Annotated in this window: 17 protein-coding genes and 1 pseudogene; 4 read left to right on the top strand and 14 right to left on the bottom strand. The window is 61.2% G+C overall.

Annotated elements, in window-relative coordinates; all coding sequences use genetic code 11:
- Positions 1 to 20 precede the first annotated feature (20 nt).
- The 10 genes and pseudogenes from PLD_RS05195 to PLD_RS31010 all read right to left on the bottom strand — a co-directional run.
- Complete coding sequence (locus PLD_RS05195; RefSeq protein WP_159890477.1) at positions 21 to 1,316, bottom strand: hypothetical protein; 1,296 nt, start codon at positions 1,314 to 1,316, stop codon at positions 21 to 23.
- Between the two features lie 54 nt (positions 1,317 to 1,370).
- A complete protein-coding gene (locus PLD_RS05190; RefSeq protein ID WP_159890475.1) occupies positions 1,371 to 2,105 on the bottom strand; it encodes a hypothetical protein in 735 nt (244 codons plus the stop codon).
- Positions 2,106 to 2,154: 49 nt separating this feature from the next.
- On the bottom strand, positions 2,155 to 2,835 hold the full coding sequence (locus PLD_RS05185; protein ID WP_159890473.1) for a C39 family peptidase: 681 nt from the start codon (positions 2,833 to 2,835) through the stop codon (positions 2,155 to 2,157).
- Positions 2,836 to 2,899: 64 nt separating this feature from the next.
- Complete coding sequence (locus tag PLD_RS05180) at positions 2,900 to 3,898, bottom strand: heme utilization protein (protein WP_159890471.1); 999 nt, start codon at positions 3,896 to 3,898, stop codon at positions 2,900 to 2,902.
- Positions 3,899 to 3,961: 63 nt separating this feature from the next.
- Positions 3,962 to 4,540 carry an adhesin gene (locus PLD_RS05175; RefSeq protein ID WP_159890469.1) on the bottom strand — a complete coding sequence of 193 codons (579 nt, stop codon included), beginning with the start codon at positions 4,538 to 4,540 and terminating at the stop codon, positions 3,962 to 3,964.
- A 1-nt stretch (position 4,541) separates the two neighbouring features.
- Positions 4,542 to 4,994, bottom strand: coding sequence for a hypothetical protein (locus tag PLD_RS05170; protein ID WP_159890467.1), 453 nt, complete (start codon positions 4,992 to 4,994; stop codon positions 4,542 to 4,544).
- A 330-nt stretch (positions 4,995 to 5,324) separates the two neighbouring features.
- Positions 5,325 to 5,849: an AAA family ATPase gene (locus tag PLD_RS05165; protein ID WP_159890465.1), complete on the bottom strand. Its 525-nt coding sequence runs from the start codon at positions 5,847 to 5,849 to the stop codon at positions 5,325 to 5,327.
- Entirely contained in the window at positions 5,846 to 6,409 is a 564-nt protein-coding gene (pnuC, locus tag PLD_RS05160) for a nicotinamide riboside transporter PnuC (protein WP_159890463.1), read from the bottom strand. Before pnuC ends, PLD_RS05165 begins: the two co-directional genes overlap by 4 nt.
- A 90-nt stretch (positions 6,410 to 6,499) precedes the next feature.
- Positions 6,500 to 7,234 (bottom strand): methyl-accepting chemotaxis protein, encoded by a 735-nt coding sequence (locus tag PLD_RS31015; RefSeq protein WP_371928933.1) that lies wholly within the window; start codon positions 7,232 to 7,234, stop codon positions 6,500 to 6,502.
- A 123-nt stretch (positions 7,235 to 7,357) separates the two neighbouring features.
- Positions 7,358 to 8,044 (bottom strand): annotated as a pseudogene (locus PLD_RS31010) (cache domain-containing protein); the annotation flags it as partial.
- 381 nt (positions 8,045 to 8,425) lie between these two features.
- Between PLD_RS31010 and PLD_RS05150 the strand changes: the two are divergent.
- Entirely contained in the window at positions 8,426 to 9,256 is an 831-nt protein-coding gene (locus PLD_RS05150) for an undecaprenyl-diphosphate phosphatase (protein ID WP_159890461.1), read from the top strand.
- Positions 9,253 to 9,675 carry a DUF1294 domain-containing protein gene (locus tag PLD_RS05145; protein WP_159890459.1) on the top strand — a complete coding sequence of 141 codons (423 nt, stop codon included), beginning with the start codon at positions 9,253 to 9,255 and terminating at the stop codon, positions 9,673 to 9,675. Before PLD_RS05150 ends, PLD_RS05145 begins: the two co-directional genes overlap by 4 nt.
- Here the strand turns inward: PLD_RS05145 and PLD_RS05140 are convergent.
- Positions 9,672 to 10,031, bottom strand: a complete 360-nt coding sequence (locus PLD_RS05140) for an MmcQ/YjbR family DNA-binding protein (protein WP_159890457.1) — start codon at positions 10,029 to 10,031, stop codon at positions 9,672 to 9,674. The genes PLD_RS05145 and PLD_RS05140 overlap by 4 nt on opposite strands.
- Positions 10,028 to 10,936 (bottom strand): LysR substrate-binding domain-containing protein, encoded by a 909-nt coding sequence (locus tag PLD_RS05135; RefSeq protein WP_159890455.1) that lies wholly within the window; start codon positions 10,934 to 10,936, stop codon positions 10,028 to 10,030. Before PLD_RS05135 ends, PLD_RS05140 begins: the two co-directional genes overlap by 4 nt.
- A gap of 131 nt (positions 10,937 to 11,067) precedes the next feature.
- Here PLD_RS05135 and PLD_RS05130 point away from each other — a divergent pair, with 131 nt between their 5' ends.
- On the top strand, positions 11,068 to 11,676 hold the full coding sequence (locus PLD_RS05130) for an FMN-dependent NADH-azoreductase (RefSeq protein ID WP_159890453.1): 609 nt from the start codon (positions 11,068 to 11,070) through the stop codon (positions 11,674 to 11,676).
- A 253-nt stretch (positions 11,677 to 11,929) separates the two neighbouring features.
- Positions 11,930 to 12,967, top strand: coding sequence for a dienelactone hydrolase (locus PLD_RS05125; RefSeq protein WP_159890451.1), 1,038 nt, complete (start codon positions 11,930 to 11,932; stop codon positions 12,965 to 12,967).
- 1 nt (position 12,968) lies between these two features.
- On the opposite strand, the gene PLD_RS05120 is transcribed toward PLD_RS05125, so the two are convergent.
- A complete protein-coding gene (locus tag PLD_RS05120; protein WP_159890449.1) occupies positions 12,969 to 14,156 on the bottom strand; it encodes an MFS transporter in 1,188 nt (395 codons plus the stop codon).
- A 307-nt stretch (positions 14,157 to 14,463) separates the two neighbouring features.
- On the bottom strand, positions 14,464 to 16,050 hold the full coding sequence (locus tag PLD_RS05115; RefSeq protein WP_159890447.1) for an ABC-F family ATPase: 1,587 nt from the start codon (positions 16,048 to 16,050) through the stop codon (positions 14,464 to 14,466).
- Positions 16,051 to 16,155: the final 105 nt, after the last annotated feature.

Raw genomic sequence — 16,155 nt, 5'->3', positions numbered from 1 at the left:
GTGTTTTGGCGGGGGGCCGTTTAGAAGTAGTACGGGAATTTCAGGCTGAAGCTGAAGTCTGGCGCATCTTCGGTCATGCCCAGGGAAAGGTTGGGGACAATGGTCAGGTTATCCGAGGCGGCAATGGTCATGCCGACGTTGAAGAACCCGGCGTTGGCGTCGCTGGACACCACCGATTGCCAGTCGCCGCCGTTGGGCTTGAGCTTGCTCTTGCGCTGGACTTGGTCCGACACCGAGAACGACATGCTCATCTTTTCGTTGAGGGCGAAGGCGACACCGGCACCGATCTGGAAGCTGTCGCCCAGGCGGACTTTGCCAGGGGTCTTGCTGCCAACCGTGGAACTGATGTCGTCAAACGACTCTTCCAGGTTGTGGGTGTAGGCCAGGGTGCCGAACAGCACCGCCGGATCGAAAGTCTTGACCAGGGAGATCCCGGGGGTAATCGACCAGACACCGTTACCGGTCGGCAGGCTTTCAGGTACGAACAGGTTGTCGTTGCCTGCGGATCGAACCAGCTTGATCCCGAACGGTTCCTTGCCGGTGGGGGCCTTGACTCGCAGGGTGGCCACGGCGTCGGGCCAGAACTCCGATTCGTCGAGGAATTTGTAAGCCACGCCGAAGTTCACGTCCCCCAATGTCGGGTCACGGGTCACCGATTCTTCGGTGGTCTGGGTGCCGGAGCCGCCGCCGCCGCCGGACTGAAAGGTGGATTCGCGATAGATCACCGGCGCGTTGATGTCGAACTGCCAACGGTTGTTGAGGTTGTAGCGGGCTGTCAGGTCCAGGGTCCAAGTATCGGACTTGATCCGATCCAGGTTGATGTTGCCGAGAAAGATCGAGTCCAGCGCAAGGAAGCCGTTGACCGTGAGTTGCCGAGCGTCGTAGCGGGCGTAGGTCAAGCCGGTCTCGACGCTGAACTTGCCGCCACCGAAGAAGCCACTGGCTTCGTCGTACAGGTTGCTGACGCTCTGTGCGGGCGCCGAGTCGTCCTTGAGCGATTGGCCATAGGATGAACCACCCGCCGCACCACCCGAGGCGGCTTTCGCCCCGGTGCCTGCGACCTGTTGGTTGCCCCTCAGGTCTGCCGGCGACTTCACCAGACGCCGGGGTGGCGGTGCCGCCGGTTGGTCTTCGACCTGCCGGACTCGTTGTTCCAGTACGGCCAAGGCTCTTTGCTGCACTTCGTAACGTTGCTTGAGCTCCAGAAGTTCACGTTTCAGGGTCTCTACATCAGCATCCGGTGCCGCTTGGACTAAGGCTGCCGGTAATAGAGTGCTTAAACAGACTATTGCGCGTAATGAAACCGATCGATACATGAAATAAACCGTCCCTTGTGAACCCCAATGGTCGCAGAAGAGCGTAGTTCAATATCAGAACTTGCGCAGTGCATTGAGCGCCGTCAAATTGCAGTCTAGGGCACCATTGCTAGCCCCGTTGTTTCTAAGAACCACATTGAGTTGCGTCATGTTATTGACCATGTTGCTGTTGCCCAGCAGTTGGGTGTTTTGCAGCAAGTTGCCTTGAGCCACCTGTTGCAAGGCGCTGCCCTGGTTGCCGTTGGCCTGTATTGCCATCTGGATGCCGCCATTGAAGGCCGACACGGCTACGCTGCCGGCGGCGTTGCTGCCGCTGATGGTCTGCCCGTTGAGTAACGCCTGGCCCATTCCGGCCGCCAATGCCGGTGCCTGATTGGCTTCCGTGACATTGATAGCAATGTTGTTGTAGGCGGTGTTGCCGTCACCGGCGGCCCGCACGCTCTGGGTCACGCCTTGGCTGCTGGCCAGTCCCGCGCCGCCAATCACGTTGCCGGTGCCCGGGTTTGGCGTTGTGCCGTCGCCCATCTGGCTGATGGTGGAAACGTAGAACTGCGGTTTGATGGTGGCTTGCTGGATTTGCAGCGACGTGGTGGCGCCGATCAAGTCGCCGCTGGCGTTGCGCCAGGTACTGCTCATGACAATGCCGAAGCTGATGATTCGCCCCGGCATCACGTATCGACCTCGTAATTGCGACAGTTCCTGATCTTGGATGAGTTCAGGCTTGAAACCAGCATGGGCTGGAAGCGCTGCGGTCAAGCAAATGGCCGCCAGCCAGTATGAAGTTTTCATCTGCTGCTCCTGGAGCGTCCTGCCCCCCTTTTTTTCGTTGAGCGCTCTTCTAGAAGAAATCGCTTTGAATGAAACCGAAATCCATCAGTTCCGAGTCTTTGACCGGGTAGAAGTTGTCGAGCTTGTTTTTCGCGGTCAGCGGGGCAGGTGGGGCGAGCAAGACGTTAGTCTTGTCGTAGCCGGGACCGATGATGGCGAACACAATGCCGTTCCAGCCTTTGACGAAATCTTCATAGGTGTAGCGTTTGTGGCCCAGTACCGGGTCAGCGATGTAGACCCAGCCGTTGTGGGCGCGCTGCATCACCACGAAATGCTTGTAGCCGCGAATGTCCATCAGCACGACCACCGGAATGGTCACCGCCTCGATTTTTTCGGGCGGAATTCGGTAGCCTCGTGCCCGCATGCCGATACTTTCTATGTAGTGCTTCATGTCGAGCATGGAAAACCCCTGGGTGCGGACCAAGTTCTGATCCGAATTCACCAGCATGCCTTTGATGACGTGCTCTTCATCGACGTCGAGCCAGTAGGCTTGGCGCAAAACCGTCGCCAGCGCAGCGGCGCCGCAGCTGAAGTCGGTTTTCTGCTCGACGATGTTGCTGAACTTGCGTTCGCGCACGCTCTGCACCTGTTTGAAGATCAGGTTGCCGCCCGGCAGGCCGGCGACGGCCATTTGCGCCGCCTGAACAGGGGCGCACAGGCACAGCAAGAGAGGGAGGATCGCAGTACGCATGATCGTTACGCCTAGGTCGGACTGTGGAAAAGCCCCGTTTCCGGGGCTTTCGTTACGATCGCGATTACATGCAGGCTTTGCAGCCAGCGGCGATGGACAGCGAGTTGCTTTGTTGGTTGCCCACCCCGGCCGAGACGTTGGCGCCGCCGTTGCCGGAGAAGCCGTTCATCGAGTTGGTCATGCTGGCGTTGTTGACCACTGGGTTTTTCCAGCCGTCTTTGGTCAGCACTTGCTGGGTCCAGTAGCCAGCCAGTTCGATGGAGCCTTGTTCCTTGAAGGTGAATTTTTGATCGTCGTTGCCATGGCCACCACCGCGGTTGTTGTTGCCATAGCCGCCGCCGTGACCATCGTCGCCTTCGATCGTGCCGCTGCCGGTCCCTTTGTAGCTGCCGTGGGCAACGAAGCCGCCCGAGAGGGTGTCTTTTTTGTAGGCTTGGACGCCTTTGTTGTCGACGACCAGATTGGTCGAGGACTGGTTGGCCGCCGCTGCAGCGGTTGCTACGCGACCACCGGATACTGCAATGGCCAGGTTGTTTTTCTGTTGGTTGAAGTCGCCGGCGGTGACGTTGATGCCGATGTTGCCGGAACCGTTGTTGCCGGAGTTGTTCAACACAGCGTTGTTCTGTGTCGAAGAGTTTTTCACATAGTTGTTGCTGTTGACCTGGGTGGCGCTGGAAGCCGCCACGGCGCTGCCGAAGATGAAGCTTTCGTCAGCGGTTGCCAGGGCCGCGGCGTTATCTTGTTGGTTGCCGTCGCCGGCGGCCACGTTGGCACCCATGTTGCCGTTGGAGTTGTTGAGGGAGTTGTCCATCTTGGCGTTGTTGTTGGTGCCCTGGTTTTTCACCACGTTGGTATTGCTGTTCTGCACGTCGATCACGGCAGCACCGGCCCCAGCGGTGATTTGCAGCAGGGTGCTGAGGTCTGGACCTTGGTTGTTATTGCCATGGTCATCGTTGTTTCCATGACCGCCATTGTTGCCTTGATTACCACCTGCCTGAGCGGCCATTGCCATGACTGCGGCCAGTGCGAAAACCAGTGGTTTGAGAGCCATTGTAGGTTTCATGGTGTTTCTCCGGTGCTTATTAGTTGGTTAAGTGTTGGTACTTTCTAATTGCACTACGAGGGGTCAGTCTGCGACCCGTATGCTCAGGGTGTTAGCCATGCGGTTCCCCACCCCGGCACTCTGGTTCACCTGAATCACTCCACGGCTGCCGGTGAAGGCCTGGTCGCTGGTAACGACCTGGCGGCTGCCTTGTTGAGTGCCAGTTGCTCCCGAGTTTGGTAACAGCGCCACGTTCTGTTGGGACAGGACGCTGTCGTCAATGCTTTGCGGATGGGCACTGATGCTGATCCGCAGGACATTGGCCATCTGGTTGTTGGCCCCGGCCGACTGGTTAACGCCCAGTGCGCCGTTGCCGTTGCTGAATGCGTTGCCGCCGATGCTGCTGCTGGCGTTGACCGAGCGGTCAGCCGGCGTGGACAGGCGTTGTTGGATGCTGGTGGTGGCCGTGGCGTGGGTGCCGATGGCGATGGCCCGCACGTTGGTTTGCTGTTGTTGATCGCCGGCGGCCTGATTGACGTTGAAATTGCCGTTGTAGCCGACGCCGGAGTTGTAGAGGGTCGAGGTGTCGGTAACCTGGCTTGCCGGGTCGGCCACTGCAGCGGTACACGCCAGCACCCCGAGGAACAACATAAAGCGGCGCATGTCACTGCCCTCCGATGTTGTTCAACGGCGCCAGGCCGGAACTGATGCTGCGATTGATCGAATTGGAAATGCTGGCTCCCGAGCCGCCACCGTGGCCGACGGCCATGCCGGGCAAACCATTGCTGTGGCTGCTATTGAGTACATTCATGCCGGGGATGCCGTTGTTTCCCTGCATCAGCGTGCCGCGAATCAGCGAGCCGGTCTTGATGCCGGCGAAGTCGCTGTCGAGCATTTCGCTCCCGGCCATTTGGTTGACCAGGGACGAAGAGTTGGTGTTGACCGAAACGGGATTGGGGTCTTTCTGCAGGGGCGCGCGGCCCAGAGGCTGTGCCTGGACGTTGCGCTGGATGATGATCTCGCCATTCCCCGCGGCCACTGCTGGAAGGCTGTACGCCGCGCTGACGGCACAGCCGATCAGCAATAAACGGGTCAAACGTTTGTTGAGCGTCCCCACGGCGGCATTCCTTCTTCTCAGTGCTGGCCCTAGTCAGCGTTGAGAGGGAGAGAGCAGAAGCCGTGCCGCTTTTCATGACTGCATATAATTCAATGGCTTACAGATAACACACCGGGCGAAGGCCGGGGCATTGTTTCAGCATTGAAACAGCAGCCGCAGAAGGCCTTCTGCCATGAGCAAGGAAATGCTCTAGAACAAGGGTTGCTGCTCGGGTGTATCAGTAACGTAACAATTTCCTGAGCGGTGGACCGAGACCAGGAAAATAGGCACTTGGCGGCCAGGGGAGTGTTTCACAAGTGGACACTTGGAGCCGTTGCTCCAGCGGCCGGGTCAATCCAGGAGAAGCTGTTGGACCCGGTCGAACGCCTGTTGCCGGCGCTGCTGCCAATCGCCACCGATCACCTGATAAGACTGCTGATGTCGCTCCAGCCATTGCCGCGTGGCCTCGAAGAAGGCTTGGCGTTGCGCCAGTTGCGGCTGGCAGCGCTGACCGTCGTCGCTCCAGGCCACGCCCTCGGGCGAGAGCAACACATGCAGGTCGTAATGCCGAGCCAACAGTTGCGACTCCAGCCACGCTGGGCAGTCGCCAAACAGCGTCTGGCTCCACAGCAGGTTGCTCAGCAGATGCGTGTCGAGGATCAGCAGCTCGGGCTGCCGGGAGCGTGCCTGATCTTCCCAGGCCAATTGGCCGCGGGCGATTTCGGGGATGTCCGCCAGGCAGGTATCACGGCGCTGCTGCTCAATGAAGTGGCGCACGTATTCCCCCACCTGAAGCCCCCCAAAGCGCGCGTGCAGCTCGCTCGCCAGCCAGCTTTTGCCGCTGGACTCAGGGCCGGTCAGGACCAGCACTTTCACGATTGCAGGGCCGGATCGGCGCGCCAGGTGCGCCAGCCCTGAAGGGCCAGCAGGGTAAACAGCGCATAGAGGGCGGCGGTCAGGTACAGCGCCTTGTAGATGAACAGGCCGACGAAGATGACGTCCAGCGCCACCCACAGTGGCCAGCACTGCACGCGCTTTTGTGCCATCCACCATTGCGCTACCAGGCTGAACGCGGTCAGCGCTGCGTCCAGCCAGGGCTGCGCGGCATCGGTCCAGTGGGCCATGGCGGCGCCGAGCAACAGACTGCCCAGCGCGCCAAGCGCCAGGCCCTGGAGCAGTGCGCTGGCCTGCAACTGACTGACCGGCCGCCCCTGATGCTGTGCGCCACCTCGGGTCCACTGCCACCAGCCGTAGAGCTGTAACACCGCGTAGACCACCTGCAGCAGCATGTCGGAATAGAGTTTGACCTCGTAGAAGATCCAGCTGTAGAGCAACACCATGACCAGGCCGATGGGCCAGCACCAAGGGTTCTGCTTGACCGTCAGCCAGACGGCGATGACGCCGAGCGCAGCGGCAAACAGTTCAAGCCCGGACATGGCGATTCCTTGGGGAAGTGGAGGAGGGAGCGGATTGTACCCAGAGTCGGCCCCGTACGTTAGTCCGGGGCCTCTGAAGGCCAGCCTGGCTTAGACGCGGAACTGGCGCAGCAGGCCGTTGAGCTGTTCCGACAGCGCCTTGAGATGATGGCTGGCGGTGCTGGAATGCTGGGCCGCCAGCGCCGTGCCCTGAGACAGTCCGGCGGCCTGATTGATGTTGTGGTTGACGTCCTCCACCACATGGGATTGTTGCAAGGTGGCGCTGGCAATCGAGGCGTTCAGACCGTTGAGGGTGCGCAGGGCTTGGCCAATGGCGTTCAGGCTGGCGCCGGCCAGACCGGCCTGTTCGATGGTCAGTTGTGAAGCCCGACTGCTGTCGCCGATGACCTTGACCGCCGCTTCCGAGTGGCTTTGCAGGCGCTCGATCATGCCCTGGATTTCTGCGGTGGACTGCTGGGTACGTTGGGCCAGCAGGCGCACCTCGTCGGCCACCACGGCGAAACCACGACCCTGTTCCCCGGCCCGGGCGGCTTCGATGGCTGCGTTCAGCGCCAGCAGGTTGGTCTGTTCGGCAATCGAACGGATCACCTCCAGCACGGTGCCGATCTGGGTGCTTTCCGTCGCCAGCGTGCGGATCACGTCCACCGCCTGATCGATAGTCCCGGACAACTGTTCGATCTGTTGCAGGCTGCCATCGATGTTGACTTGGCCCTGCTGGGCCTGGGCTTCGGCCTCGCGCACTTCGCCGGCGGCATGTTCGGCGTTCTTCGCCACTTCCTGGACGCCGCTGGTGACTTGGCTGATGGCGGCGGCCACCTGCTCCATCTGCTGGGATTGCTGCTGGCTACGCTCCTGGGCATCGGAGGCGTTGCTGCCCAACTCATTGGACGACTGTTCAAGGGCGGCGGCGCTGCTCTGCAGTTGAGTCACCACGGTGCGCAACTTGGCAGTGAAGCCGTTGAAGTGGCGGGCCAATTCGGTCACCTCATCCTGGCCGTGGGTGTCGAGGCGGCGGGTCAGGTCGCTTTCACCGCTGGCGATATTGGCCATCGCCTGCACGGTTTCCCGTAGAGGGCCGACGATACTGCGTACGATCAGCACCACCAGCACAGCCATCAGCAGCGCGATCACCAGGCCGATGGACGACGCCTGCAGTACCTGGGCATAGAACTCTTGCTGCAGGTCATCGATGTATACCCCGGAGCCAATGATCCAGCCCCAAGGCTGGAACAGCTGTATATAGGAAGCCTTCTGCACTGGTGCCTGGGCGCCGGGCTTGGGCCAGCGATAGTCGACCATGCCTGCGCCCTTGGCCTTGGCCAGGGTCACCATGGCGTTGAACAGCGCGAAGCCGTCCGGGTCCTTGATCGCGCTCAAGTTCTGCCCTTCGAGCTTGGGATTGGTCGGGTGCATGATCATGACCGGGGTCAGGTCGTTGATCCAAAAATAGTCGCTCTGGTCGTAGCGCAACCCGCGAATCACTTGCAGCGCCTGTTTCTGCGCTTGCTCGCGACTCAGGCTGCCATTGGCCTCCAGGCCCTGGTAGTAGGTGAGCACGCCCGCGGCGGTCTGTACCACATGTTCGGTCTTTTGTGCTTTAGCCTGGTACAGATCGCGGTGAATCTGCCCGAGCATCAGCACGCCCAGGGTTACCAGGGTCAGCACCGCTACGATTAAGATCAGCCACAGGCGCTGACTGATGGACATCTTGCGTAAGCTATTCATCATCCGGTCACTCCAGATTCTCATTCTTGTCATAAAAGGCCGCGAGCATCCAAGCATGCCTGCCCTTGAGCGCCAACCCTACAGAAGTCCAATAACATCGCGACGTGTTTTACGCGGCTCTGTTAGGATTTCGGCGACTTTACGTAAAACCTGAACCTTTCTAAATTTTTCACAGAATTTTCATAGGTTTGTGGTGATCTTACTCAAGCCGTGATCTCGGCTACGTTCGATGCAGCAGCTTTGACTATTTAAAAAAGAGGCATGCCCCGAGCATCGCCTTATGGGGGATTGATGGATCTTTGGACCGCCGCGCAGGCATTGGTACTTGGGATTGTTGAAGGGCTGACCGAGTTTTTACCCATCAGCAGCACCGGGCACCAGATCATAGTGGCCGACTTGCTCGACTTTGGTGGCGAGCGGGCCATGGCCTTTAACATCATCATCCAGCTGGGGGCGATCCTGGCTGTGGTGTGGGAGTTCCGGCGCAAGATCCTGGATGTGGTGATGGGGCTGCCGACCCAACCCAAGGCTCAGCGTTTTACCCTTAACCTGCTGATCGCCTTCCTTCCGGCGGTGGTGCTGGGGGTGATTTTTGCCGACTTGATCCACGCCTACCTGTTCAACCCCATCACCGTGGCCTCGGCCCTGGTGATAGGCGGCATCATCATGCTCTGGGCCGAGCGCCGGCAGCATCAGGTGCACGCCGAGACGGTGGACGAGATCACCTGGAAGGATGCCCTCAAGGTCGGCTTTGCTCAGTGTCTGGCGATGATTCCGGGCACCTCGCGCTCCGGTTCGACGATTATTGGCGGGTTGCTGTTCGGCCTGTCGCGCAAGACCGCCACCGAGTTCTCGTTTTTCCTGGCGATGCCGACCATGGTCGGTGCGGCGGTGTACTCCGGCTACAAATACCGGCACCTGTTCCAGCCCGATGATTTTCCGGTGTTCGCCATCGGCTTTGTCACCGCATTCATTTTCGCCATGATTGCCGTCAAGGGCCTGTTGAAGTTCATCGCCAGCCACAGTTATGCGGTGTTTGCCTGGTACCGCATTGCCTTCGGTCTACTGATCCTGGCGACCTGGCAGTTCGGCTGGGTCGATTGGGCAGCTGCCCAGCCGTGAAAGCGACGCGTGGTGATTCGCGCTCCGGCAGCGGCTCGCGAATCCAGCACCCACGGGCCAAGTTGCTGGCGTTTCTAGCGCTCTGCGTCTTGCCGTTGCTGGGGTCGCTGTCCTTGTGGTGGCGAGCCGTTTCGGTCCTTCCCCTGGCCGCCTATGGCGCGGTCAGCCTGTTGACCTTCCTGCTTTACTGGCACGACAAGCGCCAGGCTCGGATGCAGGGCCAGCGCACCCCGGAGAATGTCCTGCATGCCTTGGAGCTGGCCGGCGGCTGGCCCGGCGCCTTGTTGGCCCAGCAACTGCTACGGCACAAGACCCGCAAGGTTTCCTATCAGACGCTGTTCTGGCTGATCGTGGCCCTGCATCAGGTGTACTGGATCGACCGAATGTTTCTTCAGAGCAGCCTGCTGACGCTGTTCTAGAGCAGCAGGCCGACCTGGGTCCGCTTGGGCAATTTGCTCACCACCAACTGATGGGAGCGCTGCAACAGCTGCGTAAGTTCTGTCGCGCCCAGCGGGTAGGGCGTGTGCATGATGATCCAGTGGGCCCGGGCCAGATAGGGCGCCGGTGCAATGCCGGGGCGGTCGACATGGCCAAGAAACAGCTCCTGGTCGACCTTGAATGCCAGGGATTCGCCCCGCAGGTTCTGCAGCGCGAACATTTTGTTGGTGGCAATCGAGAACACCCGCACGCCGCCCCATTTATAGTCTTCCCGCACGCCGGGCAGGCTCAGGCAAAAGGCCGCCACTTGTTGTTCATTGAGGGATGCGTCGTTCACAGCAGTCGTTCTCCACAGCCTTTGAAGGATTCACTCAGGTGCTCGATCCAGGCGCGCACGGCCGGCAGCATACCCCGGCGGTGAGGATACACCGCTTGCAGCCAGCCGCCGGGCAATGACCACTGCGGCAACAATTGCACCAGGCGACCGCTGGCCAGCTCTTCCTCGCAATACAGCATGGGTAGCACGGTACAGCCCAGTCCGGCGAGGGCGCTGGCGCGGCGCACGATGAAGTCGTCGATGCCCAGGCGCGCTTCCAGGGCCAGGTCGCAGGCGTTGCCTTGTTGATCCAGCAGGCGCAGGTGCACCAGTCGGTCGGCCTCCAGGGCACCGAGGATCGGCACGCGGCACAGGTCCTGTGGATGCTGCACCGGGTTGTCCCGCAGGAACGCTGGCGTGGCGACCATTGCCGTCTGCGCCGGCCGCAGGCGGCGGGTCACCAGCAGCGGGTCCTCATCACCGTGTTCGCGCACCCGCAGGGCCACATCGATACCTTCGGTTATCAGATCGACACGGCGATTGAGCAAGAGCATGTCCAACTGCACCTGCGGGTATTTCTGCAGGTAGCTGCTGACCAGCGGGGTCAGCAATTCATGGGCCAGGCCCACCGGGCTCGACACCCGCAGGCGGCCTCGGGGTTCGCTGGCCATGCTGGCCACGGCTTCGTCGGCCATCTCCGCTTCCAGCAACATGGCTTGGCAATGGCGCAGGTAGCGTTCGCCCACGGTGGTGAGCTTCAACTGGCGGGTGGTGCGTTGCAGCAGCCGCGCCTTGAGCCGTTCTTCAAGCTCGGCAACCCGCCGTGACAGGCGGGACTTGGGAACGCCCAGCAAACGTCCGGCAGCGGCAAAGCCACCGGCTTCCACCACTTTGGCGAAGTAATACAGATCGTTGAGGTCTTGCATGGAGGGGAAGCTCTATTGTCCTGCTGATGGGACGAACTATCGCATTTGTGCCGACTAATCAGCTATTGAATTCATCTGTAGGATTGCCGGCATCCGATCGCTCAGGGGCGGTCCTCACTTGGAGAACCCAGATGAAACTCTTGCACATCGATTCCAGCATTCTTGCCGAGCACTCGGCCTCCCGGCAGTTGAGCCACCGCGTGGTCCAAGCCTGGAAAGCCGCCCAGCCCGACACGGTCGTCACTTACCGTGACCTGGCGGGCGATGCCATCAGCCACTTCTCCGCCGCCACGCTGCTGGCCGCCGGCACCGCTGCTGAACTGCGCAATGCCGCGCAACACCATGAAGCCCAGCTCAGTGCTCAGGCCCTGGCCGAGTTCCAGGCCGCCGATGTGCTGGTGATCGCCGCCCCAATGTACAACTTCACCATCCCGACCCAACTCAAGGCCTGGATCGACCGTATCGCCGTGGCCGGCCAGACGTTCCGTTACACCGAAGCCGGCCCAGAAGGCCTGTGCGCTGGCAAGAAGGTGATCGTGGTATCCACCGCTGGCGGTCTGCACGTTGGGCAGGCCACGGGGGCTGCCCATGAGGACTACCTGAAAGTGCTGTTTGGCTTCCTCGGCATCAGCGACGTCGAATTCGTCCGCGCCCACGGCCTGAGCTACGGTGAAGAGGTCCGTAGCCAAGCCATGAGTGATGCGCTGGCGTACATCAGCGAACAGCAGTTTGCCGCCTAGGACTTGAGTCAAGACAGGTCGCCGCTCAGGCAACACTCAACCCTGCTGGTTGATCAGGGCTTCACCTGATCCGCCCGCAGGGTTTTTTATCCAGGCTTTCTGGGTGTTTATGGCCCAGGTTATGCAGTGCAAGGTGCAACGCCTGGTATCGGCGTGACCTGGATAACGGGCCGGTTCGGCTTCAGTGCCCTGGCCGCCAGGGATGGCGAGGGGGCAACGGCGTTGCCGATCCAGCCGCAAAGGTGGGCCTGTGATGAAACCTCGCTGTGCACTGTTACTGATCTGCCTGTTTTACGGCCCGATTTCAGTGCGCGCCGCGCCAGCGCTCGATCCGCACTGGAGCGTCGGCTTTCACCAGATGACCTTTCTCGATCCCCTGGACCAGCAGCCGATGCACGCCATCGCGTTTTATCCCTCCACCGGCATTGAGCACAGCAGCCGGGTCGAGGGTTATCGGATTGCCGCCTCCCGCGATGCCAAGACGGCCATCGGACGCTTCCCGCTGCTGATGCTGTCCCATGGCAATACCGGTACGCCCCTGGCCCTGCATGATTTGGCCACGTCCCTGGCACGCAAGGGCTTTGTCGTGGTGGCGGTGATTCACCCTGGCGACAACGCCCAGGACCACAGCCGCCTGGGCACCCTGAGCAATTTGTATGGACGGCCAATGCAGATCTCAGCAGCCATCACAGCGACCCTGAGCGACCCGCTGCTGTGGCCCTCGGTCAATGCCGAGCTGGTCGGGGTGATTGGCTATTCGGCTGGAGGCGAGACCGCCTTGATCCTGTCCGGTGCCACTCCCGACCTGGACCGTCTGCGTCGTTACTGCCAGGAACGCCCCGATGATCGTGATGCCTGCAACACCCAGGGTGAACTGATTGTTGATCGCGACGATCTACAGCCGGTGGCTGATCCGCGGGTGCAGGCGCTGATGCTGCTGGCGCCTCTGAGCTTGAAGTTTGGGCGCGACGCCTTGTCCGGGGTGCATGTGCCGGTGCTGTTGTACAGCGGCGATGGCGACCAGTTGGTGGCCCTGGACAAGAACGCCGCCGCCCTGGCGCGCAAGTTGCCAGTGGCCCCGGATTTCAAGCTGCTGCCCGGGGCCGGGCATTTCGTGTTCATGGCGCCATGCAGCGCTGAGCAACAGGTGGCAATGCCGGCCTTGTGCACCGATGCCGACGGCGTTGACCGCGACGACATACATCGCAGCCTGATTGCCGAAGCCGGTGCGTTCTTCACTCACATACTCGGCAAGCCGAGCCGGGCGGCGATACAGACCACGGGCCCGTGATTCAGGCGCCCGCACGGCGCTTGAGCAGCAGGGTCAGCCCCAAACCGGCGATCGACAGCAGGGCGGCGCACAAGAAAATCCACGAATAGCCCAGGTTCAGCGCCACCGCGCCCATCAGCGGACCGGCAATCGCCAGCGCCAGATCAAAGAACACCGCATAGGCGCTCAAGCCCGCGCCGCGGCTGCTGCTGGGGACTTGCTTGATCGCTTCGACGCCAAGGGCCGGGTAGACCAGCGACAAGCCGCAGCCGGTCAGTCCGGCGCCGATCAGCGCCCATGTGGTGGAGGGCGCCAGCCACAGCAGGGTCAGCCCCAGGGCCTCGACGCACATGCAGGCAATCGCTGAATGAAAGCCACCAAAACGGCTGATGCAAGAGATGAACAGCAGCCGCGAACAAATAAAGCACACCCCAAATACCGTCAGGCAGTAAGCTGCGCCGCTCCAGCCGCGGCTCAGGTAGAACAAGGTAATGAATGTGGTCAGGGTGCCGTAGCCGATGGATGCCAGGCACAGGCTGGTCCCGAAAGGGGCGATGCGTCCGAACACCGCCCAGAACGCCAGGCGCTCGCCGCGAATCACCGGCACCGAGGGTTTGTTGCGGATCAGCAGCAGCGCCAGTACCGCCAACAGCGACAGGGCGATCCCCAGGCTGGCGAACCCGTACTGCTGCACCATCGCCACCCCCAGCGGCGCCCCCATGGCGATGGCGCCATAGGAGGCAATCCCGTTCCAGGAAATCGAGCGTGCGGTGTGCTCCGCGCCCACCTGGCCCATGCACCAACTGATGGTGCCGACCCCGATCAGGCCCTGGGCCACGCCCAGCAGCAGGCGTCCACCCAGCAGCACAGTCAGGCTCGCCAGCGGCCAGTCTTGCACCAGCACCGAACCCAGGGTCAGCAGGCCACTGAGCAAAATCCCCAGCAAGCCGTAGATGATCGAGCGCTTGGTGCCCACAGTGTCCGACAGGCGCCCGGCCATGGGCCGGCTGAGCAGGGTGGCCAGGTATTGCGCGCCGATGGTCAGCCCGGCGACCACCGCGCTGAAGCCCAGCTGTTCGTGGACGTAGCCCGGCAGCACGGCGATTGGCAGGCCGATGCAGAGGAAGGCGATAAAGGTATAGAAGACGATGGAGACGATCTGCAGGGTGATCGCCATGGAGCTTTGAGCGGAGGTCTGTGGCTCGGGCATGAAGGCTCGTTCGCGGGCGGCGGTTAGAGATCCGCATCATCGCGTGGCGCGCTCATAAAAGGAAGCAGGCTAACTATCTTTCCCCAACGCCTCGCAGACCGCTGATGTGCAAGGCCTGAAGGCTGCTTCGCCGATAAGCCCAGCGGCGCTGCGAGCCCTGCAAGCGCGGGCTTACCGGCGAAGACGCTGACCGATAGTGCACAAGGTTCGAAGGTTTCTGCACCGGCCAGCGAGGCCCAAATGAAAAAGCCCCGTCACAACGGACGGGGCTTTTCTTGACGCTTGTGGCTTGAAACAGGCTGCTGCTTTAGAACATCACGCCCTGGCTACGCAGGTAGTCGTCGTAGGTACCGCTGAAGTCGGTCACGCCACTTGGACTCAGCTCGATGATGCGGGTGGCCAGGGACGAGACGAACTCACGGTCGTGGCTGACGAAGATCAGGGTGCCCGGGTAGTTTTCCAGGGCCAGGTTCAAGGCCTCGATGGATTCCATGTCCAGGTGGTTGGTCGGTTCGTCCATCACCAACACGTTGGGCTTTTGCAAGATCAGCTTGCCGAACAGCATGCGGCCTTGCTCACCACCGGAAATCACCTTCACCGACTTGAGGATCTCGTCGTTGGAGAACAGCATGCGGCCCAGGGTGCCACGGATCATCTGCTCGCCCTGGGTCCACTGGCCCATCCAGTCGAACAGGCTGACGTCGTCTTCGAAGTCATGGGCGTGGTCCTGGGCGTAGTAGCCCAGCTCCGCGCTTTCAGTCCACTTGACCGTGCCGGCGTCCGGGGTCAGTTCGCCCACCAGAGTGCGCAGCAGGGTGGTCTTGCCGATACCGTTGGGGCCGATGATCGCCACGCGCTCGCCGGCTTCGACGGTGAAGCTGAAGTTCTGGAACAGGGTCTTGCCATCGAAGCCCTTGGACATGCGCTCCAGGGTCACCGCCTGGCGGTGCAGCTTTTTGGTCTGTTCGAAGCGGATGAACGGGCTGACCCGGCTCGACGGCTTGACTTCGGCCAGCTGGATCTTGTCGATCTGCTTGGCTCGGGACGTGGCCTGCTTGGCTTTCGAGGCGTTGGCCGAGAAGCGGCTGACGAAGGTCTGCAGCTCGGCGATCTGGGCTTTCTTCTTGGCGTTGTCCGACAGCAGCTGCTCGCGGGACTGGGTCGCGGCGATCATGTACTCGTCGTAGTTGCCCGGGAACAGGCGCAACTCGCCGTAGTCCAGGTCGGCCATGTGGGTGCAGACGCTGTTGAGGAAGTGCCGGTCGTGGGAAATGATGATCATGGTGCTGTTACGCGCCGTGAGGATGTTTTCCAGCCAGCGAATGGTGTTGATGTCCAGGTGGTTGGTCGGTTCGTCCAGCAGCAGCACTTCCGGATCGGAGAACAGCGCCTGGGCCAGCAGCACCCGTAGTTTCCAGCCTGGAGCGACTTCGGTCATCGGGCCGAAATGCTGTTCCAGGGGAATGCCCAGGCCCAGCAGCAGTTCACCGGCTCGGGATTCGGCGGTGTAGCCGTCCATCTCGGCGAATTCGGTTTCCAGCTCGGCCACAGCCATGCCGTCTGCTTCGGTCATTTCCGGCAGCGAGTAGATACGATCGCGCTCGGCCTTGACCTTCCACAGTTCTTCGTGACCCATGATCACGGTGTCGATGACGGTGAATTCTTCATAGGCGAACTGGTCCTGGCGCAGTTTACCCAGGCGCACGTTCGGCTCCAGCATGACCTGACCGCCAGATGGCTCAAGGTCGCCGCCGAGGATTTTCATGAAGGTCGACTTGCCGCAACCGTTGGCGCCGATCAGGCCGTAACGGTTGCCGCCGTTGAACTTGACCGAAACGTTCTCGAACAACGGCTTGGCGCCGAACTGCATGGTGATGTTAGCTGTGGAGATCAATTACTTACCTACCAATGATTTAGCGCTGACCTTGAATCCACAGAGCGCGATCTGGAGCCTTCCAGGTCGGACCGGTCTGGGGGTGGAGCTGAGCCAGCGGGCGTA

Origin of the sequence: Pseudomonas sp. LD120, assembly GCF_009861525.1 — a bacterium.
Classification (GTDB): Bacteria; Pseudomonadota; Gammaproteobacteria; order Pseudomonadales; family Pseudomonadaceae; genus Aquipseudomonas.
This window is presented reverse-complemented; position numbering and strand designations above follow the sequence as displayed.